The 20730-nt window shown below is 38.1% G+C and carries 16 protein-coding genes and 1 tRNA gene; 9 read left to right on the forward strand and 8 right to left on the reverse strand.

Annotated features, from left to right (window positions below):
• Positions 1-379: 379 nt before the first annotated feature.
• The 4 genes from REI64_RS09110 to REI64_RS09125 all read right to left on the reverse strand — a co-directional run bounded on the left by REI64_RS09110 (position 380) and on the right by REI64_RS09125 (position 6335).
• On the reverse strand, positions 380-1012 hold the full coding sequence (locus tag REI64_RS09110) for a response regulator transcription factor (protein ID WP_308849803.1): 633 nt from the start codon (positions 1010-1012) through the stop codon (positions 380-382).
• 231 nt (positions 1013-1243) lie between these two features.
• Positions 1244-3073 (reverse strand): ATP-binding protein, encoded by a 1830-nt coding sequence (locus REI64_RS09115; RefSeq protein WP_308849804.1) that lies wholly within the window; start codon positions 3071-3073, stop codon positions 1244-1246.
• A gap of 931 nt (positions 3074-4004) precedes the next feature.
• Positions 4005-5102 (reverse strand): hypothetical protein, encoded by a 1098-nt coding sequence (locus tag REI64_RS09120; RefSeq protein WP_308849805.1) that lies wholly within the window; start codon positions 5100-5102, stop codon positions 4005-4007.
• Between the two features lie 441 nt (positions 5103-5543).
• Positions 5544-6335, reverse strand: a complete 792-nt coding sequence (locus REI64_RS09125; protein WP_308849806.1) for a sigma factor-like helix-turn-helix DNA-binding protein — start codon at positions 6333-6335, stop codon at positions 5544-5546.
• A 550-nt stretch (positions 6336-6885) separates the two neighbouring features.
• On the opposite strand from REI64_RS09125, the gene REI64_RS09130 reads away from it, so the two are divergent.
• Positions 6886-7110, forward strand: a complete 225-nt coding sequence (locus REI64_RS09130) for a helix-turn-helix transcriptional regulator (RefSeq protein WP_308849807.1) — start codon at positions 6886-6888, stop codon at positions 7108-7110.
• Positions 7111-7128: 18 nt separating this feature from the next.
• Positions 7129-7641, forward strand: coding sequence for a hypothetical protein (locus tag REI64_RS09135; RefSeq protein ID WP_308849808.1), 513 nt, complete (start codon positions 7129-7131; stop codon positions 7639-7641).
• A gap of 49 nt (positions 7642-7690) precedes the next feature.
• Here the strand turns inward: REI64_RS09135 and REI64_RS09140 are convergent, their stop codons facing one another.
• Together REI64_RS09140 and REI64_RS09145 are read right to left on the reverse strand one after the other, a co-directional pair.
• Positions 7691-9679: an AAA family ATPase gene (locus REI64_RS09140; protein WP_308849809.1), complete on the reverse strand. Its 1989-nt coding sequence runs from the start codon at positions 9677-9679 to the stop codon at positions 7691-7693.
• 581 nt (positions 9680-10260) lie between these two features.
• Positions 10261-10333, reverse strand: a tRNA-Phe gene (locus tag REI64_RS09145).
• 233 nt (positions 10334-10566) lie between these two features.
• Between REI64_RS09145 and REI64_RS09150 the strand changes: the two genes are divergently transcribed.
• The 3 genes from REI64_RS09150 (at position 10567) to REI64_RS09160 (ending at position 13282) form a co-directional block, all read left to right on the forward strand.
• Entirely contained in the window at positions 10567-11862 is a 1296-nt protein-coding gene (locus tag REI64_RS09150) for a (Fe-S)-binding protein (protein WP_308849810.1), read from the forward strand.
• 88 nt (positions 11863-11950) lie between these two features.
• Positions 11951-12469, forward strand: coding sequence for a TPM domain-containing protein (locus tag REI64_RS09155; RefSeq protein ID WP_308849811.1), 519 nt, complete (start codon positions 11951-11953; stop codon positions 12467-12469).
• Between the two features lie 24 nt (positions 12470-12493).
• Entirely contained in the window at positions 12494-13282 is a 789-nt protein-coding gene (locus tag REI64_RS09160) for a (Fe-S)-binding protein (protein ID WP_308849812.1), read from the forward strand.
• Between the two features lie 306 nt (positions 13283-13588).
• Here REI64_RS09160 and REI64_RS09165 read toward each other — a convergent pair whose 3' ends face one another.
• Positions 13589-14071 (reverse strand): hypothetical protein, encoded by a 483-nt coding sequence (locus tag REI64_RS09165; RefSeq protein ID WP_308849813.1) that lies wholly within the window; start codon positions 14069-14071, stop codon positions 13589-13591.
• A gap of 50 nt (positions 14072-14121) precedes the next feature.
• Here REI64_RS09165 and REI64_RS09170 point away from each other — a divergent pair, with 50 nt between their 5' ends.
• Positions 14122-14607, forward strand: a complete 486-nt coding sequence (locus REI64_RS09170) for an ABC transporter ATPase (RefSeq protein ID WP_308849814.1) — start codon at positions 14122-14124, stop codon at positions 14605-14607.
• A gap of 447 nt (positions 14608-15054) precedes the next feature.
• On the forward strand, positions 15055-17496 hold the full coding sequence (locus tag REI64_RS09175) for an AsmA family protein (protein WP_308849815.1): 2442 nt from the start codon (positions 15055-15057) through the stop codon (positions 17494-17496).
• On the opposite strand, the gene mtgA is transcribed toward REI64_RS09175, so the two are convergent.
• Positions 17493-18224, reverse strand: coding sequence for a monofunctional biosynthetic peptidoglycan transglycosylase (gene mtgA, locus REI64_RS09180; RefSeq protein ID WP_308849816.1), 732 nt, complete (start codon positions 18222-18224; stop codon positions 17493-17495). The two genes, REI64_RS09175 and mtgA, sit on opposite strands and share 4 nt — an antisense overlap.
• Positions 18225-18863: 639 nt before the next feature.
• Between mtgA and nth the strand changes: the two genes are divergently transcribed.
• Both nth and recA read left to right on the forward strand, forming a co-directional pair.
• A complete protein-coding gene (nth, locus tag REI64_RS09185) occupies positions 18864-19523 on the forward strand; it encodes an endonuclease III (protein ID WP_308849817.1) in 660 nt (219 codons plus the stop codon).
• 132 nt (positions 19524-19655) lie between these two features.
• Positions 19656-20666 (forward strand): recombinase RecA, encoded by a 1011-nt coding sequence (gene recA, locus REI64_RS09190; RefSeq protein ID WP_308849818.1) that lies wholly within the window; start codon positions 19656-19658, stop codon positions 20664-20666.
• The last annotated feature ends 64 nt before the right edge of the window (positions 20667-20730 follow it).

A 20730-nucleotide genomic window follows, 5' to 3' on the forward strand; every position in this document is an offset into this window, starting at 1 on the left:
AAAGCTTAATCCAATGATGGGAAAATTGAGCATTATTTTGATTTGCGTTTTTGAGGAATAGCTGCGAACTGTGCAAACTTTCTCTACGCAAAAAAAGAGTAAATAGGATTATCGCACAATAGCTAATATTAGCTATTGACGGCGCTTTGTCTCAAAGAAGCTAATGTGAAAATGAGAGCTCAGTAAAGATTTACTGCTGTAAATTTAAACTCGAGTCCTTACTATTACTAAAATGTATTTTCAAGTATTATTTTTGAACCAAACACCCCGGTCTTCGACCACCCCTCTAAAAGAGGGGAATGTAGAGCGCAATTCCTCCCGATATGTCGGGAGGTGCCCAACGGGCGGGGTGTCTAAAAAAGCAAGCAACTAATAACCCTTAAGAAACTATTCTATTCTGAATAGCCAAACGCACCGCTTCGGTGGCGCTGTTTACATGAAGTTTCTCGTAGATTTTTTTAATATGGTTGCAAACCGTAAAATAGGAAATATCACTTTTTGCGGCAATCATCTTATAACTATGACCATCAACCAATAATTTAAGGATACCTTTTTCTCTTTCGCTCAGATTATAAGATGGTGATATGTCTTCTTCCCTAAAAAATTGCAATAACTTTAAGGCTACCGTTCCTGTCATTGGAGCACCGCCTTCAAAAGCATCTCTCAGTTGATCCAACAGTTTATCTGGTGGTGTTTTTTTTAAGAGGTAACCATTAGCACCTGCTTTAATCGCTTCAAAAATGTGCTCATTGTCGTCAAAAACGGTCTGCATAATAATAGGCAAACTCGGAAATTCTGTTTTGATGACACGGGTACCGTATATTCCGTTGCCCAATGGCATATCAATATCCATTAAAACCAAATCTGGCTGTGCAGCTTTTACCATAGCCACCGCCTCGGCAGCACTTTCAAAAGCCCCCACGCATTCCATATCGTGGCACATATTTAGCAACATCGCTAAACTGTCCCTTCTGGTACTATCGTCATCAAATATGATAATGCGTTTCTTCATTCTTATTTTTTCCGTTTTAGGTCTTATAAACTAAACCATAAAAATTCTATTGCCCTTGTCAGTCTGAGCTTGTCGAAGACTAATTCAAAAATGTTTCGACTATTTGCACCTAAATTTTGCGAAGCTCAACATAACGCCTATGTTTTACATATTATAACCGGCCACCGCAATCAACGTCAGCAAAACTATCATCCTTAAAGTCAGCACCCAATAGCTAATATTAGCTAGCGGCTACAAAGGTATCTTCAATGTAACGGTAGTGCCCTTATCCTCTTTGCTCGAAATTGTAATCGCTGCGCCCACTTCTTCTGCACGTCTGTTCATATTAGACAGTCCATTTCCCGACCTTTTAGCAGAAACATCAAAACCGACACCATCGTCACTTATTATCATAGAAAATGCTCCAACTTCTACTTTCATCAATACATTGATCGTTGTAGCAATGCTGTATTTCACGGCATTATTAACCACCTCTTTATAAATCAGATAAAGATTTTTCCGCGTGGCCATGCCTAAAGATAAATTACCTACATCGCCATCGGCCGTAAACTGAAAAACGATCCCGGCATGCTCGGTCATATCGGCACCAAAAGCTCGCATGCGGGCAATTACCTGCTCCATCACATCCATATCGGGGTTAACGCTCCAAATGATATCGCCAATGCTTTCTTGAACATTTTGGGCATTTTGTTTGATCTTTTCGAGGGTATTTCGCTGGGGATCTGCCTGTGGCTGCATCAATAGCGAATGCGTGTACAAAGAAATGCTGCTCAATGTACTGCCAATATCGTCGTGCATATCAGCGCTCAGTTTTTGCCGCAACGCCATGATCCTGTTAAGTTCTTCTATCCGCTTCCTGTCTTTCTCTATTCTGCCTCGATAATATCTAACTACTAAAATAACGATCAGCAATATGACAAAAACTACAATTACAGCTATCATACGTATTTGAGATACCTTCTTATAGCTTTCTAACTTAGCCTTTTCCTCAACCAGTTTTTCTAAGTCGGTACGTTGCTGTACCCGCATTAGTAGTAAGCTATTAAAAATCGAGTCGTTTTGTTTAATAGCCTTAATAGTAGAATCGCGATAGGCCAGTGCAAGCTTTTGGTTACCCGTTAGCTGATAATAACGACTACGCACTGGGAAAAACTTCTCTAACCTTTTTAATTGCCTGCTCAGGGCAATATGGTGTCGGGCACTGTCTAAAAGTACGTTGGCTGCTGCCCATTTTTGCTCTGTAAGGTAGATATCTGCCAAAGGGATTTCTGCTCCAGATGCCAAACCGTAATCTTGCGTCTTTAAAGCCTCGTTTAAATCAATAATTATTAGGGGTTTTGCCTTTTCGTATTCCTTCTTTCTATAATAACCATAGCCTATGTTGCCTAGAGAAATGGTGCGGTAAACATTGAGCATTTTTTTCTCTACTGCTACATCTACTGCCTTTTGCAGGTAATGTATAGCCGAATCTATCTGGTGTTGCTCCATAAAACTCAGGCCAATGGTATTATAAAAATCCCATTGGTTACTGGCATAGTCCACTCCTCTTTTGCCTAATTCTATTGCTTTTTTATAGTCTTTAAACTTATAAAATGCAGAGGAGATTTCTGCACAATAATTGGCATAATTGGTGATTACGTTAGCTGGATAGACTTCCAATAGTTTCTCCAATTTAAGGTAGGCGCCAAATGCTTTTTCATAATTAACAGCAACCATAAAATAATAGTAGCCAATATTTTGATAGCACATGGCCTGTATATTAGGATAAGCTTTATATTTTTTTTCTATCTGTTCGTAAAAGCTGTCAACACTTGCAGGGTCACGATCTATTCTACCCGTAAACTCAATTAATTCTACAAAAGCCTGCAGTTCACCGTCTTTCTGTTGCTGAAGTTTTTGCTTTAATACTTTTCCGATAGCGGGACGGCTACTTTTATCAAAATAGTAGGCTTTGCGTAAAGAATCTAACCACTTACCTTTTTCATAATCGTCTTTCCATTGAGCAGATACATTGGATACACTTAATACAAAACATAACAGAAGGAGAAAATACGCTTTCAACGGGATTTACTTTGTTTTGCTAAGATAGGAAACCTAAACAAATTAAGAATAACTAGCTGAAGTCAAATTGTTCATTAGTCATTAGTTCATTGGTTATTGGTTATAAAATTCGCTAAATGGTTTTAAGTTCGGTTTTTGCGTAAGTTGTTCATGTGCCATCCTTGTGTGGTTCATGTACCATTCATGTGTCATCCTTGTGCCGACCATGTGTGTAGGTGGTGCGGAGCTTGTGTTGGCTGGTTTTTTCCTCAACGATTTGCTCCTATCCCGTCATATCGATGAGGTACGAAGAGATATCTAGAATTATGCCGAATCAATACTGGTTTAAACAGCAGCGCCCACATGTTGTATAACCCTATATTGGCTTTAACGAGATTTTTTATCTCCTCTATGGCTGTACAAGCAACCTCTATTATTTTCAATATTAAATGATTAGCAATTACGTTCTGTCTGACATGAAATTGCGCCATTGCATGTACAAATTACTTTGAACCCAGTGAGCATCATCGATCTCACCCTGTGGTTGTGCAAGCAACCTTGTAATTTTTCAACTTATAATCATTATCTGCTGTAAAATATCTTACGCAAAGTCCGCCATTGCATGTACAAATTACTTTGAACCCAGTGAGCATCATTGATCTCACCCTACGATTGTGCAAGCAACCTCTATTTTTTTCTATATCTACTTTTTAGGTATCACATTCTGTTTGACGCGAAATTCGCCGTTGCATGTACCAATTACTCTGGCTCCAGTGAGCATCAACGATCTCACCCTGCGGTTGTGCAAGCAACCTCTGTTATTTTCTATATTAAATGATTACTAACCACGTTCTGTCTGACATGAAGATCGCCGTTGCATGTACAAATTACTTTGAACCCAGTGAGCATCATTGATCTCACCCTGCGGTTGTGCAAGCAACCTCTGTAAATATCATTCTACAATTACCTGTATCCCTGCTCTTTCAGCTTTGTAGTTAATTTTTTCTTTTAAGCTATAGTAACTCCAGTTCTGTAATAAAAAGGCGTCTTCTTTGGCAATTTCCTCCTTCTCTTGCTGATTAACCAATAGCAATGTGGCTGCTTGGTGTTTAACACAAAAGTTAATGAGCATTCTACTGTACACATGTAATTTCTGCTCCACATAGCGTTTTTCTAAGTGTCGGTAATCATCCAAGCTTTTCATCTTTCTCTTGCGCCCATGCCCACCACGATTAAAAGCTGCACCTTTTTGTATCCTATGGATAGCTGCCTGAATGGCCAACCTGCGATGTAAAAATTCTTCTTTGTTGCCGATGGCATGCTCGTGTTTTCCAATTTTTACTGTAATGGGATGTTCAATAGACAAAGTTGCTTCGGCAATTACGGCAGGGTCTAAAACATGTTGCTCCTTTTCAATATGTATAGACGCCAATAAAAACACCTTACCCTCTACTAGCTGCAAGTGGCTCACACGAAGTTTTAAGGATCCTGTCCTTATGCGTTCTAGCATGTTTTTTTTATCCGATTTATCCCTACCTAAATAAGTTCTGAAGGGAATTTGGAATAGTTTAAAGCAATAGTTCCTACCGTCTGGAGTTAGCGTAAACTTGGAAATTACATCTGCTCCAAATGGCATGGGAATATGCTTTTTATAGTTCCTAAGCGACTTCTCCCCTTTCCAGTAGGCTGCTTTTTCTTTATTAAAGTAAGACAACAATCCGTGATTTAAATTACCTAGAATATTCATCGGCATTTGACCCTTGAAATGTCTAGAAAGTACATGATAAGTGGTGCTTTCCCGAGACAATTGGAGTATCCCATTTTCATCTTTCTTTTGATTGGTTAGCTTTAGCTTGATGTCTTCTGTGAGGTAGAAAAAATCTTTTACCTGTTCTTGCACAAACTGATGGCTAACAATCATATTGGCAGCCTTAAAGCAGATGTTTTGCCACTGATACAGTTGAGCTTTGGCCTGCTTAACAAATTCAGCATCCTCACTATCTATGAGGAGCTGAATTTTACGAGTAATTGTGATGGTTTTAGTTTCCATAAGTATATGTTTTACTTTTTTAAATTCTCTTCGGCTGGTCGGGCCTTCTTTTTTTTAATGTGAGGTTGATATTTTCAATTGTATTAAAGAATGCTCCGCAGTTCCATTGATGAAAAGAAGCAAACCTGAAGCTTTAGCGAAAGCATACTTACAGATAAAATATAATAGACTAATTAGGTATAAATCTAGGCTGCTTTGCCTAGCTAGTTACGGCTAGCTTAGGTCAATAAGTCGGTGTAAGTTTCGCCCTTTGCTTTTATGTTTCTACTAAGGCTAATGCATCTCTACCGCAAAGGCCAAGGTCGATTAAACGGGTATTAATGATTTTGCCGAGGCTCGAAATGATGCCTATCTTAAAAATCCACAATTAACCAAATCCACAATTAACCGATTAACCAAATTATCAAATCCACCTGCTCATCAAACCAACCAAAAAACCCCTTAACTTTTAACTTTCCTAATCTTCGTCATTGCATTTACAAAAGCCTTTTGGATATACCCTTGGTTTAGGTTCAGTTCTCTGGCTATTTCTTCGAAACTGTATTGCAGTTCATAACGCATGTGTAAAATAGCCGACTGCTCCTCGCAAACATCGCCCTCAAACTTAAAGGTACCGGCTTGTCCCACTGCTTCCAATTTTTGCGTATCAGTAATAATTGCCCTTAGGCAAGCCAACGTTTTCTCCACCTTTTTGGCCACCTGATAATCGGAGATCCCTCCAACATGCCAGGCAATACGACCATAGTCGAAACTATATTTGATGCACAAACGGACAAACAGTTGCTGATCTGGATTAAGGTTGGGGATCACGCTTTCTACCCGTGCCCATTGTGCTTTGAGTGCTTCTTCTGGTTCTCGCTCGTAAAGCATTTCTTCTTCGCTTTCCAGCCTCGGGTCAAATCCAGCCATCCAATCTTGGTAATTTTCTATTTCATCGAGCCGCAGCATATTGCGCTGAAACTGATGGTTGCCCGTGCTATAAAATGCCCTGCAACCTGCTGCTGTTAGTTTTTTCAATAGTTGCTCTATCTCTTCTGTGGAAGCCATCTGCTGCCTTAAAAGCCAAAGCCTCAAAAAAGCCTCATTCACTATACAGCCTGCATTTACCTCATCTTTAATGTATTTCAAGCCCCAATAATAATACCTATGGTACCATAGCTTGTAGAAGAATTCCAGTCCTTGCTCATTTCCCTCTCGAAATTTATTAAAGTGGAGGGCGTAATTTGTTTTCATAGTCTTAGTTAGTTAGTTCAATTGTTCATTGGTTCATCGAGCAGTCGATTATTGTGATTTGGTATTTGATTATTGGAATTTGGTAATTTGTTCCTTGCCCCTACCTAGACATTCCTTCTCCCTTGAGGCATTTAGCCTTATTTTTTCCGAAGCCCAACCCCTCGCCGTCATTGCGAGGGAGTGTAACGACCGCGGCAATCTCCAAGTTAATTAGCACTGCCCCACCATACCCGAACTCTCTCCCTTTAGGGGGAGATGCCGAAGGCAGAGGGGGTTACACCGGGCTCTTAGGCTTCAAAGGGTAAAGCCTATCAAAAAGATAAAACGATACAGGTTTGGATGTTCGGAAAGAAAGGCCAAACAAATGACCTCGTTGCCCATTGCAACGATTAGCTAAAGATAATACCGATGTCGTTACTCTTCCCATTTACTTGTATTGAAGTTGCAAGATTTTACTAAAATCTATTTAACTATACCGAATATAGAAACTAAAAATTTTGTATGCAAATAATCCCACAAACAAATTGTGTATTTTTTATCTATTTGTTATGTGGAAGAACTCAAAAAAGAAGAAATACTTAAATCATTCGGCACTCATCTAAAAAACATTAGAAATGAGAAAAAGATCAGTTTACGTATCCTTGAGCAACTTTCAAATGTAGATTACAGCCAAATTCATAGAATTGAAAAGGGCGAGACTGCACCCTCTCTAATTACTTTACTTTCTTTAGCAAAAGGATTGGGGATTGACCCAAAAGTACTGTTGGATTTTTAAAGCAAGAAAAAAGCTTTTATGCAAGAAAAAAATCTAACCTATTTGAGACTTTTTGTAGTGCTGCTGCCCTTGCTATTATTTTTGATATCGCTTACTCAGGTCGCTTTTACTAACGAAGGCACAGATGAGATCGCAGTAAATCAATCTTATCTTGTATTATTAGGCGGACCCTTTATTATTTTAGGTGGGGCTACATTCGAATGGTTAACATGGATGGCTAACCCTTTAGCTCTTTGTGCTATAATCCTGTTCTTAACAACCACCAGAGCAAAAAAATTATCTAGTCCAACCTTTATACCAAACGACTGGATCTTCATCTTATCCATCGGTGCTACTGTAACTGCGTGGCAATTCAGTCTTTGGAAAGAAGTAATGAAATCAGAAAGTGGAAGCATGGGCGACATTTTAAGCTTAAATGCGGGCTATTGGCTTTGGGCTATTAGCATCTTGTTACTAGCTTTAGGTATTATTGTATATTTTATTTTCTTGAGAAAGTTTTTAGCAAACAAGGCCAAAACTCTTAAAGATTGACAATTATTGTTATCGCTTTTTTACTATCATAGAGTTAAATATAGCATCATCAAGTTGTTGGTGGTTCAAAGTAATTTTTAATTTCCTTCAAATAATTTTGAAATTCGAGAGGCAACTCTGAGTAATTTTTATTCTTTAAAATCGTGTCACAGTTAAAGTTGCTTTTAATTTTCTTTATGTCTTTTCCTGGGAATAATTTGAGCAAACTACTTCGTGCTTCTTTTATCATTTCAGCTTCTTTATTAAGAAACAGCTTTCTTTCATCTTCCTCTTTGCACAATTTTAAGGCATTCTGTATACTACTTTTCACAGTTTGATTGAAAGCGTCCGTTATCTTAATATTTACTTCATAGTCTTTTAGTTTATCTTCTGTATAATAACTATCCGTCAGAACTGCAAAATTTTCAATTTCATTAACTGGTAAAAATTTGACAACATATTGCTTGAATTTTTTATAGTTGCTATTTTCTATTTTTCGAGTTTCTAAAAAAGTTACTTGTTTTGTTGTAAAGCCATCTCTATCTAATTGCCTAAAAATTTGCGGTTTATATGTATTGTCTTCTTTTATCAAATGTAGTAATGCAGCCTCCACTTCTGTGTTTGTACATCCTTTAGATGATATAACCTTGAAATCCGTTCTACCAATACCAAGTTTATCAAACAATAAGTTTTCCCACAAACTTATTGACGTAGAATCCTCGCAAATGAATACCTTTTTAGGAAATAGATTTTTTAGATCCTTACTGATGTTATCAACTTTCGTTTTTAAGTCAGTATTTTCTTGCTGTTGAGAGGCAATGAGGTTTTTTAATTCTTCAAGTTGATTATTTGAAATATGCCTAACCCCTACAATTTCTGCCATAGATTCTCCAATCATTTTCGAAATTTTTTGTGCATTAATACCCCATATATCACGCTCTAACATCTTTTTGTTCTCAGAACTTGAATTTGTCAGATCCTTAAAAAGCCCTTCGTAATATTCATTAATGGGAATAACTTTCGAATTATACCTATCTGATTTCGTTGACTTATCTTTTTCATAATTCACTCTAAAAACCGTTGTAGAATCATTTGCCTCAGATAGAGCAAAGGCAGGAGAATGCGTAGTAAGAAAAATTTGAGCAACTTTCCTAAAAGTTGATTGGAAAATATCAGCCAATTCAAATTGTCTTTTGAACTCAAATGCAATTTCTGGCTCTTCAAATCCCCACACATAAAAATGCTTTTTATCATTTTTGGAGATAAACCAAAGTAAAAATGAAAAAAACTGCATTTGAATCCCATCTCCCCTATTTCTTAAACTTACTTTTTGAATTTCTTCTTTACCCTTTCCTCGTTTCTTTATCTTAATTTTTTCACTCGTTTCAAAGGCTAAGGATTCAAGCAATGTGCTAAAATTTACATTTGCTTCAATATCAATATTCATTAACTCTTTAACACTAGTTGTTAGCTCTTTCAATTGACTATCAATACCAGATTCCATTTTAACAAAAGCATCTTTTAAATCTTGAGATTTAAATCTTTTGTCAGTAGAATTTGCTATTTCCTCTATTAATCTTTGAATTGATTCTCTGAATTTTAAATCCCTAATTGCAGGAATATAAACGAATCGAATTTTTTCACTTATAACACCATTAGCTCTACTAAAAGATTTACTATCTGGCTTTAACTCATCTCCATCTTTGCCATAAAATTTAGTCTCTTGTCCACCGTCAATGCGAAAAATTTTCTTTGCAGAAAACCCTTCATTTATTCCTTCCGTGTCGCCATAATTTCCTTTTGCAATTTTTAATTCAATTTCTATGTTTCTTTCACCTCTGACATTATTATCTCTAAACCACTTATTAAAATCAGTTTCAGGATTGTACCTAATATTTAATTCTGATTGTCCTGTAAAAAATAAATTTAATGATTTTAAGATATTTGATTTTCCACTGTCATTACTGCCAGAAAAAATGTTTAGCCCTAACGATTCAAAAGTCTCGTTAGGTCCAACAGACCTAAATTTTGAAATTCTTACTGATTCAATGTATCTCATAATTGTTTAGTAGAGTCTATTACGTTTAGCGATAATTGTTTATATGCGCTATAAATTGAATATAAATCCAAATATGGTCTGCTTTGCGAAACTTTAATGTAAAAATACTTGAATTTAAACAGAGAAGATCGAGCTTGAGATATTTAGATAAGGCAATATAAATGAAGGGTTTGAGATTTGCAAATTGTTTAGGTTCTAGTTGTTTGGTATGTTGGATGCATATACTAATGCTTTAAGATCTTTTTCATTCTATTATTCTCGCTTAGGTAATGATATTTTCTAGTGTTTCTTCGGTTAGTGTTCGAGGCTTGTTCGTACCCGATTCGGCAAAAAGGCCTTTTTCCCGAACAAGCACCGAAGCAGGTACGAACACAAGCCTTAGACATATACTAAAAAGCTTCGTGGTTTAGCTAGGTTTCGAGTAGGTTAAAGGTAGGGTTCAAGTAGGGATAGAGTACTGTGAGTGTACTATATTATGCTTGCATAACAATATAGAAAATTAAGAGCGGGGCATTAAGCTTGAATGATCAAAGAGTCACTTAAAACAAAAAACCCCGAATTTACTTCGGGGTCTGTGGAAGTGGTGCCTGCTGGGATCGAACCAGCGACACAAGGATTTTCAGTCCTTTGCTCTACCTACTGAGCTAAGGCACCTCCCGTTTGGGAATGCAAATGTAGTTTCTTTTTTTGAAAGGCAAAATTATTTTTGAAAAATATTTCTAAAATAGAAGCAGAAACCAATTTTGACGCTATAAATCAACGCATTAATTTTTCATCAAAACATAAACTAATTCATAACCGTTCTAAATTCAATAAATTATGCAAGCATAATAAATGTTTTAAAACGAAATATTTTAACTTCGTTGTACCATTACGCTAGATTAATTATGGTTTCACAAATTATATTCGTCATCTTGGCCCTAGCTGGCACTGCGTTATTTGCTTACAATGCCCGTAAGGTTATTCGCAATATCAAATTGGGAAGAGCGACCGATCGTAGCGACAAACCACAAGAAAGGTTAATGACTATGCTCAAAGTCGCTTTTGGACAAACTAAAATGGCTGTGCGGCCAATTCCTTTTTTCCTGCATCTCATCGTTTATCTAGGTTTTGTCATCATCAATCTAGAAGTCCTCGAAATTGCAATAGATGGCGCATTCGGCACACATCGTGTGTTTGCGGGACTGGGTGGTTTCTACAGCTTTCTAATTGGCAGTTTCGAGATTTTGGCAGCTGGCGTTTGGCTGGCCTGCGTAATTTTTCTCATCCGTAGAAATATTTTAAAGTTGAAACGCTTTTCTGGTGTGGAGATGAAAAACTGGCCGAAGTCAGATGCCAACTACATTCTCATCACCGAAATTCTGTTGATGACAGCTTTTCTAACAATGAACGCCGCCGATGCTAAATTACAGGCTTTAGGCGCAGCTCATTATACCGCAGCAGGTGCTTTTCCAATTAGCTCGTGGTTGCATGGCTTACTACCAAACACCGTTGATAGTCTAATTTTCATCGAACGCTTTTGCTGGTGGTTCCACATTGTTGGTATTTTCGCATTTTTAAATTACCTACCCTATTCGAAGCATTTCCACATCATGTTGGCCTTCCCCAATACTTACTTTTCAAAGTTAACACCAAAGGGACAGTTCACTAATATGGATAGCGTAACCAATGAAGTAAAAGCGATGCTAGACCCTTCATTTGTACCTGCTGATGCCGCACCCGGAAAATTTGGTGCAAAAGATATTCAAGACCTCAGCAGAATTAACCTACTGAACGCGTACACCTGTACAGAATGTGGGCGATGCACTTCTGTATGCCCAGCGAACATTACTGGAAAATTACTTTCTCCACGTAAAATTATGATGGATACCCGCGACCGTATGGAAGAGGTGGGCAAAAACATCGATAAACATGGGACAGATCACCAAGATGGAAAATCGTTGTTAGACGATTACATTACCAGAGAAGAAATTTGGGCCTGCACTAGTTGCAACGCTTGTGTAGAAGCCTGCCCTGTAAACATAGATCCACTAGAGATTATCATGGAGCTAAGGCGCTACGCAGTGATGGAAGAATCTGTTGCTCCTGCAAGTATCAACGCCATGCTTGGAAACGTAGAGAACAATGGCGCACCTTGGAAATACTCGCCAGCAGATAGGTTTAATTGGAGTGAGGGGAATTAAGAGGAGTTAAGGTGAAAGGCGGAAGGTCGAAGGTTAAATAGCAGAAAGCCTATAAAGCAAAAAACAAAGGAGCTAAGTGATACAAAGGATGAGATTAGGATTATTAACTAGTATAGTTTTATTGTTTTTTTGCGCATGTGCTCAACAACCAAAAGATGAGCCAGCAAAAAGCAAGTATAAAATCCCAACGTCTATAGGTTTTGTTAGCGACTATGAGAAAAACTTTAATTCGGCACAAAAAGACTCGCTTCGTAATTTGGTAGAAGCATTTGAAAAAGAAACAGGTATTGAAATTGCAATTGCCACTTTTGATACCACCATGGTAAGTAAAACAGACTTTAACGACTTCACTTTGGCAACAGCGAATGATTGGGGAGTTGGCAAAAAAGATGAAAATAATGGCATTCTGATTGGCTTTTCAAAAGGTCATCGAATGATGAGGATAAACAATGGCTACGGGATCGAAAAGATGATTTCTGATGAGGAAACTCAAGAAATCATGAATAAATATTTTATCAGCAACTTTAAAAAGGATCTCTATTTCAAAGGAACTTTTGAAGGCACAAAAGCTTTAGAAGATTTATTGAGAACTAAGATCAAAAAGTAATACGCCAAACGCAATACGAAAACAATGGAATTCAAAGTACCAACAATGGCCGAAATGATGGCCGCAGGAGAAGAACCAGAAATATTATTTTGGGTGGGCTGTGCCGGCAGTTACGACGAACGAGCACAGAAAATTACCAGAGATATCTGTAAAATCTTACATCATGTAGGTATGAAGTATGCCGTTTTAGGTACGGAAGAAAGTTGCACTGGCGACCCGGCTAAAAGAGCAGGCAACGAATTTCTTTTCCAAATGCAGGCAATGGCTAACATCGAAGTATTGAACGCTTACAATATCAAGAAGATAGTTACCGGCTGTCCACATTGTTTCAACACCATTAAAAACGAATACCCTGGTTTAGGCGGCACTTACGAAGTCATCCATCATACCCAACTTATCCAAGATTTAATTAACGAGGGCAAACTTAAAGCAGAAGGTGGCGAAAGCTTTAAAGGCAAAAAAATTACCTATCACGATCCTTGTTACTTGGGCAGGGCAAATGGCGTTTACGAAGCTCCAAGAAAAGTATTAGAAGTTTTAGATGCCGATTTGGTAGAGATGAAACGCTGCAAAGCGAATGGCTTGTGTTGTGGTGCTGGCGGTGCGCAAATGTTTAAAGAACCAGAAAAAGGTAAAAAGGACGTGAACATTGAACGTATTGAAGAAGCCTTAGCTACCGAACCGCAATTTATCGCAGCTGGCTGCCCATTTTGCATGACCATGCTTAACGATGGCGTGAAGCTTAAAGACAAGGAACAAGAGGTTAAAGTATTAGATATCGCAGAGATTACGGCTAGAGCGAATGGATTGTAAGTTGTAACTGTAGCACTAATACTTCGTCATCCCGAATTTATTTCGGAATCGTAATGCTCTAGTAGGCAATTAAGGAAACTACTCGCCACTGGGCTCTTACTTTTTGACCGCAAAAAGTAACAAAAACTCTCGGTTGCCTATTTTTCTTTCAAAGTAAATACTTTGGCTTATCGGTGCAAACCGAAAAATAGGAGACCGAAATGAGCTGAACGTCGAGATTGTAGGGCTAACGCAAGCAGAGCTTAAACTTAAAATAGTGCGCTTCTCGCCCCTTTGGGGAGAGATGCCGAAAGGCAGAGAGGGGCTTTATTTATTAGCAACCAAGTTAGGCTGCGTTAACGCTCTTAAATGACTAGCCAGTTCATTCAGTTTTTCTTCGTCAATGCCTTTTAAAGGAACCACTAAATAGGTCGACATGCTATCAATAGCACCTTGCTTATCGTTACGGGTTTGTACAATCACATCATCATTTTTGGTATGCAGCCAAAGCTCGCCGCTCTTGGTGTCACCATAATAATCCATAGATTTAAACCTGCTCAGATTAAACGCAAAAAACTCCTCCTTGCCGTTGGTGTAAACCTTTCTGTAACGACAAAAACCAGTGTTAGTAATCTTCAGTTCATATAGCTTTAAAGGCTCTTTTTGCCCGTCTTTGTCATAGTGTTTGTTCAACATACTATGTATAAAAACCCGACTATCTTCTGGTGCCGCAAAGCCAACCAACAGTAAAAAACTTAGGCCAAACGAAAAGAAAACCAACTTTTTTAAGGACAGTGTAAACTTTTGCATGAGAGTTCCCGTTTAAAAGGTGGAAGTTAAATATTTTGATAAATTTGAATATGATTTTTTCTCCACAATCTAAAGTTTGGATCTACCAAAGTAATCGAAAGTTTACGGAACAGGAAGCAGCAGAAATAAGCGATATCCTAAATCGTTTTGTTGACCAATGGACCGCTCATGGCTCGCAGCTTAAGGCAAAAGCAGAGATCTTCCACAACTATTTTATTGTACTCACGGTAGACCAAGATGTGGCTAATGCTACGGGTTGTTCAATCGATTCTTCGGTAAGGGTAATGAAAGAAATTGAAAGCAAATACGGTTTGGATCTGTTCGACCGTTTCAATATGGCCTACAAGATAGATGGCGAGGTACACGTAGCAACCAAAGAAGATTTTGAAACACTTATTACCATCAAAAAAATTGGCTTAGACACTGTTGTTTTCAATAATTTGGTGCAAACCTTAGCAGATTTTGAGCAAAAATGGGAAGTACCTCTGCAAGATAGTTGGCATAAGAACATATTTGCAGAACAGCTAAATGGTTAATTGTTTAAATTGGTTATTCGGTTAACTGATTTTATTTGAAAATGTGCGTTCAGTACATCTTGGCAGCTGTAGTCCCGCTATACGCCATAATCTTTTTGTATTCTTTTGCCGTCATTTCGAACGCAGAGAGAAATCTGTTAGTAAGAAGCATTTCACTCTGAGATTTCTCCTCATACTTCGTCGAAATGACGCAACAAAAAGTATTTACGCTCCTATCGGGTTTAGGAAACGTAAACCTGTGCAGAGCACCTGCATTTTAAACCCGACATAAGCGAGCACGACCCCGATATTTCATGGGGAAGTAAAGCGTTTGGCGGGACCAACATCGAATAGTAGCACCACCTTTGCTTTTCAAAAAGTTAAAATCAGTCTGTTATCTCCTAATAATTAACCATTAGCAAACAACTTGTATGTTTATTTGTTAACTTGGGATTACAGATACCATCAATGAAACGTTGGCTCAAAATTTCTTTAAAAATAGTAGGTGCACTGCTCATTTTACTTATCCTAGCTTGGGTAGGTGCGGCATACTACATCAGCAAAAACAACAAGGCTATTTTAGCCAAGATACTTAATCAGGTAAACACCAAAGTGAACGGAACGGTCAGCGTTTCGCACATGGAAACCACCTTGCTTAAAGGCTTTCCCGGCATATCTGTATCTTTAAAAAACGTATCGCTTAGAGATAGCTTATGGCAAAACCACCAACACGAACTGCTTAACGCAAAAGATATTGATGTTTCGCTGAATGCGCTTTCGCTGGTTGTGGGCACAATCAACATCCGCAAAGTGGCCATTAACAATTCAAAAATTTATTTGTATACCGATTCTACTGGCTACACCAACACCAGCATGTTCCGCACCAAAAGCCAGAAAAAGGCAGAGAACAATGATGATAAGTCGAACGATTTACAGGTAAGGATTATTGATTTGAACAAAGTGGATTTGGTGATAGATAACCAGAAACGCTTTAAGCTTTTCAGTTTTTATGTAGACGAACTGAAGGGAAAGATAAAATATCCGTTTGGCAGGTGGGATGGCGATTTCAAACTGAAAACACAAGTTCGAAGTTTTGCTTTTAACACCAGAAAAGGCAGTTTTTTAAAAGATAAAAGCATTATTGGCAACATGACGGCACATTATGAAGATGAGGCGGAAGTGATAATTATTGATCAAAAACAAATTAAGATAGGTGACGATACTTTTAGCATTGGTGCAAATATTAACGTGGCCGAAAATAAATCTGCTTTTTCTATTGCCATAAAGGCCGATCAGATTATGTTTCCGAACGTTGCTAAACTGTTGGCGCCAAACATCTCTACTAAATTGCTAAGATTTGGCATAGAGAAGCCCATTGATGTTACCGCTAGTATTATTGATAACGGCGATAAAACCAGCAGCGACCCACTTATTAATGTAAAGATGACGGTTGCAAATAACAACCTTTCTATTCCATCGGGCAATTTAACAGATTGCAGTTTTACAGGATTTTTCTCTAACCAAGATACCACCAGCAAACCCATTGGCGATGCAAACTCTATTATTCGCTTTTATGGACTGAAAGCGAATTACTACAACGCACCAATTAGAATAGATACTTTTACGGTTTCGAACTTGGAAAAGCCTTTAGCGCAGGGTTTGGTAACTTCGAAATTTAACCTAGAACAACTGAATGGTTCTTTTGAGGAAGAAAGTTTCAAGTTTGAAAAAGGCACTGCAGATTTGAGCTTGTTTTGTCAGGCAGATATTGACAATTTCTTGTTTACTAAGCCAATAATTCATGGCAAAATATTGGTAAAAGATGCTACCATCAACTACCTGCCGCGTAATTTAAAGTTGGTAAATAGCTCCCTAGATTTAAACTTTAACCAAAAAGATTTAAATATTACCAATAGCAGGCTGCAGTTGGGCAAAAGCATACTGAACATGAGTTGTAGCATCGAGAATTTCTTAAACTTTTACTACACCGACCCGCAGAAGATAGAGGCTAAAGTGAACTTGAGCAGTCCGAATTTGAACCTGAGCGAATTTATGCCTTTTTTAGGGCCACGACAGGCGAAACGTAAAAAAACATCCAGCAAGAATGCCATTAAAGAAGCTTCGGAACAATTAAGTGCGGCTTTAGAAGCCTCAAAAGTGCATTTGCAGTTGAATGTTAATAGGGCGGTTTACAATAAGTTTGTAGCCCGTAATTTAAATGCAAACATTTCCTTAATTGGCAATGGTGTTTACTTCAATAAAATTGCAGTGCAACACGCTGGTGGCAATATTAATTTCAACGGCAAAGTGGAGCAATTGGGTGCTGTGAACAAAATGCAGCTGAACGCCAACATTGCACGGGTAAGTATCAAAGAGTTCTTTTATGCTTTCGATAATTTCGGTCAGCAGTCTATAACTAATAAAAACCTAAAAGGATTTCTTTCTGCTAACGTAAATGCATCTGGCAATGTAACGGCAAAAGGAAATATGGTACCAAAATCGATGTACGGCAAGGTAAATTTCACTTTAGATAAAGCAGCTTTGGTAGGTTTTGATCCTTTAGAGAAAGTAGGAAAGTTTGTTTTTAGAAGCAGAAATTTATCAAATGTAGAATTGGAAAAACTAAATGGCGTACTTACTTTACGTGGCGACAAGGTAGATATCAGCCCTATGAAAGTAAATTCAACTGCACTTAACTTTGATGTAAAAGGAGTTTACAGTTTCAATGGTGGCACTAACATCGCCTTAGATATTCCGTTGCGAGATCCTAAAAAAAGTGCTGATATTATTGACAAGGAAGAAAGGGAATTGGCTAGGATGAAAGGAATTGTACTGCACTTGAAAGCAGTTGATGAAAATGGTGAGCTTAAGATTAAGTGGAATAAAAAGAAGGATAGGGAAGAAAACTAAAAATCCAACGGCCCCAACCTTTTCATATTTCGCATAATCAAGTATTTTCTATGTTGAATATAGCTTGTTGCTTTGTTCGGGTTCCAACGCAGCGGGTTAGGGAAGCAAGCAGCAATCAGCGCAGCTTCAGAGCGTTTCATTTTTCTGCAAGAATGGCCAAAATAGGTTTGCGAGGCAGCTTCGGCACCGTAAATACCATCTCCCATTTCAATTACGTTTAGGTAAACTTCCAAAATGCGTTCCTTGCTCCAAAGCACCTCAATCAGCAAGGTAAAATAAGCTTCAAAAGCTTTGCGCACATAAGAGCGCCCTGGCCATAAGAACACATTTTTAGCAGTTTGTTGAGATATTGTGCTTCCGCCTTTAATTTTCTTTTTCTTGACACCCTGTTTTTCATTGCTTTTATAAGCCTTCTCGATAGCTTTGATATCAAAACCCATGTGCTTCAAAAAAAGTTGGTCTTCGGCACTAACCGCAGCACGTTTCATATTGTCAGAAATCTCCTCAAATTTCACCCACTCTTTTTTAATTTTGGCAGGTTTTCCATCAGCTTTGCGTTCCCAATTGCGCTGCACCATTAAAAAAGTTATTGGTGGATTGATAAAACGATAGGCCAGCACCCAAATGAAAGAAAATATAAAAAACCAAAGCATCACTTTTCCTACGGCAATTGCGATGCGCTTAAATAAAGGTCTTTTCGATGTGTGTTTCTTTGGTTTGCGAGCCATTAATGCAAAGGTATGTTTTTTGAATTAAGGTATTATTCATTATTTGAAAAGCAATGTTCCAGATACTATCTAGTGTTAGTCCCGCTATGCACTTCAATCTTTTTGAGTTTGTCAACCGTCATTTCGAACGCAGAGAGAAATCTCACAGTAAATGCAGTTATCGAACAGATTTCTCTCTGCGTTCGAAATGACGCTACAAAAAGTATTTCCGCTGCTATCGGGTTTAACCTGCAAGTGCTGTGCATATAAAATAAAAACCTCTCCCTAACCCTCTCCTTTGTAAGGAGAGGGAAACAAACAGTACATACTCCTTGCTTTTCTCTCCCTTTTAGGGAGAGATGCCCAAAGGGCAGAGAGGGTCTTAAATACGCTGTTTAGAATTACTTTCGTATGTTAATTAAACCCGATTGTAGTTAAAATACTTTTTGTGACGTCATTTCTGACGAGGAACGAGGAGAAATCTGTTGCATAGAAGCATTTAACTTTGAGATTTCTCTCTGCGTTCGAAATGACGGCAAGAGGACACAAAAAGATTGCAACGTAAAGCGGGACTATAATTGCCATGAAATACTGGCAAACATTTTCTAAAAATCAACATACACAATCGTAATTCGTAAATCTAAAATCGTAAATTTGGTGATGCTAAAAAAAGAACGTTACCGTCATTTTGTAGAGCATTTTTCTACCAAACAACCACACGCCGAAACTGAACTACACTACAACAATCCCTACCAATTGTTGGTTGCGGTAATTCTATCTGCCCAATGTACCGACAAGCGAATTAATCAGGTAACGCCGGCACTTTTCCAGCGTTTCCCTAACGCTAAGGCATTGGCAGAAACTACGCCAGATATTGTGTTCGATTATATTAGAAGCGTTAGTTACCCCAACAATAAGGCAAAACATTTGGTGGGCATGGCCAATATGTTGCTCAACGATTTTAACGATGAAGTACCATCTGACGTGAAAGAGCTACAAAAAATGCCCGGGGTGGGCAGGAAAACTGCAAACGTGATTGCATCTGTGGTTTATAACGAACCTGCAATGGCGGTAGATACGCACGTTTTTAGAGTAGCCAATCGTTTGGGACTAACTAAGGGCAAAACACCATTAGCAGTAGAAAAAGATTTGGTAAAAAACCTTCCAGAACATACCATTGCAGTGGCTCATCATTGGTTAATTTTACACGGACGTTATGTTTGTGTAGCTCGCAGTCCGAAGTGCGAAATATGCGAACTGACCTATTTTTGCCAATATTTTGAAAAGCTGCAGAAAGCTAAAAATATGAGCAAAACATAAAGGAGTAAAAAATATTTCTAAAAATATTTGCACTTAATAAAAACATTTCGATATGTTTGCTAAAATTATTAGTTAAACATAATTTATTTATTTGCCGAAACGTATTATATTTATTACCAGAATTTAAAAGACATGAATCCGAATACAGAAAAATTAAAAGCGCTACAGCTTACTTTAGATAAACTAGAAAAATCTTACGGTAAAGGTTCTATCATGAAACTTGGCGACCAAGCCGTAGAAAGTATGGAAGCCATTTCTACTGGTTCTATCAGCTTAGATATTGCTTTAGGCGTAGGTGGTGTACCTAAAGGACGTATCATTGAAATTTACGGCCCTGAATCTTCTGGTAAAACTACTTTGGCTACCCACATTATTGCCGAAGCGCAGAAAAAAGGCGGCATCGCTGCAATTATTGATGCTGAACACGCTTTCGACAAGTTTTATGCAAAGAAATTAGGTGTAGACACAGACAACCTCTTGATCTCGCAACCAGACAATGGTGAGCAAGCTTTAGAAATTGCTGATAACTTGATCCGCTCTGGTGCTATTGATGTAATCGTGATTGACTCGGTTGCTGCATTGGTGCCAAAAGCAGAGATTGAAGGCGAAATGGGCGATAGCAGAATGGGCTTACAAGCTCGTTTAATGAGCCAGGCATTACGTAAATTAACAGGAACAATTGCTAAAACTGGCTGTTGCTGTATCTTCATTAACCAATTACGTGAAAAAATTGGTGTAATGTTTGGCAACCCAGAAACTACTACCGGTGGTAACGCATTAAAGTTTTATGCTTCGGTACGTTTAGATATCCGCAGAACTTCTCAGATTAAAGATAGCGATGAGGTATCTGGTAACCGTGTGAAGGTGAAAATTGTGAAAAACAAAGTTGCTCCTCCTTTCCGTTTGGCAGAATTCGACATTATGTTTGGCGAAGGTATTTCTAAAGTGGGTGAGATTATAGATTTAGGTGTAGACTTTGGTATTGTTAAAAAAGCTGGATCTTGGTTCTCTTACGGAGATACAAAATTAGGCCAAGGTAGAGATGCGGTTAAACAATTATTGTTAGACAATCCCGAGTTAGCAGAAGAAATTGAAACTCGAATTAGAGAAGAAGTTACTGGAGAGCAGTTGGAAGAACAATAGACTGTACAGTAATTGAACATATTAAAGGGCACAGTTTTAATGAACTGTGCCCTTTTACTTTTAT

Source organism: Pedobacter sp., assembly GCF_031119335.1.
Classification (GTDB): domain Bacteria; phylum Bacteroidota; class Bacteroidia; order Sphingobacteriales; family Sphingobacteriaceae; genus Pedobacter.

What these genes read in the sequence shown, in the direction of transcription:
- REI64_RS09110 (WP_308849803.1), bottom strand. Translation starts at nt 1,012, where the DNA reads ATGAAGAAACGCATTATCATATTTGATGACGATAGTACCAGAAGGGAC.
- REI64_RS09120 (WP_308849805.1), bottom strand. Translation starts at nt 5,102, where the DNA reads ATGGAAACTAAAACCATCACAATTACTCGTAAAATTCAGCTCCTCATA.
- REI64_RS09125 (WP_308849806.1), bottom strand. Translation starts at nt 6,335, where the DNA reads ATGAAAACAAATTACGCCCTCCACTTTAATAAATTTCGAGAGGGAAAT.
- REI64_RS09135 (WP_308849808.1), top strand. Translation starts at nt 7,129, where the DNA reads ATGCAAGAAAAAAATCTAACCTATTTGAGACTTTTTGTAGTGCTGCTG.
- REI64_RS09140 (WP_308849809.1), bottom strand. Translation starts at nt 9,679, where the DNA reads ATGAGATACATTGAATCAGTAAGAATTTCAAAATTTAGGTCTGTTGGA.
- REI64_RS09150 (WP_308849810.1), top strand. Translation starts at nt 10,567, where the DNA reads ATGGTTTCACAAATTATATTCGTCATCTTGGCCCTAGCTGGCACTGCG.
- REI64_RS09155 (WP_308849811.1), top strand. Translation starts at nt 11,951, where the DNA reads ATGAGATTAGGATTATTAACTAGTATAGTTTTATTGTTTTTTTGCGCA.
- REI64_RS09160 (WP_308849812.1), top strand. Translation starts at nt 12,494, where the DNA reads ATGGAATTCAAAGTACCAACAATGGCCGAAATGATGGCCGCAGGAGAA.
- REI64_RS09165 (WP_308849813.1), bottom strand. Translation starts at nt 14,071, where the DNA reads ATGCAAAAGTTTACACTGTCCTTAAAAAAGTTGGTTTTCTTTTCGTTT.
- REI64_RS09170 (WP_308849814.1), top strand. Translation starts at nt 14,122, where the DNA reads ATGATTTTTTCTCCACAATCTAAAGTTTGGATCTACCAAAGTAATCGA.
- REI64_RS09175 (WP_308849815.1), top strand. Translation starts at nt 15,055, where the DNA reads ATGAAACGTTGGCTCAAAATTTCTTTAAAAATAGTAGGTGCACTGCTC.
- mtgA (WP_308849816.1), bottom strand. Translation starts at nt 18,224, where the DNA reads ATGGCTCGCAAACCAAAGAAACACACATCGAAAAGACCTTTATTTAAG.
- nth (WP_308849817.1), top strand. Translation starts at nt 18,864, where the DNA reads ATGCTAAAAAAAGAACGTTACCGTCATTTTGTAGAGCATTTTTCTACC.
- recA (WP_308849818.1), top strand. Translation starts at nt 19,656, where the DNA reads ATGAATCCGAATACAGAAAAATTAAAAGCGCTACAGCTTACTTTAGAT.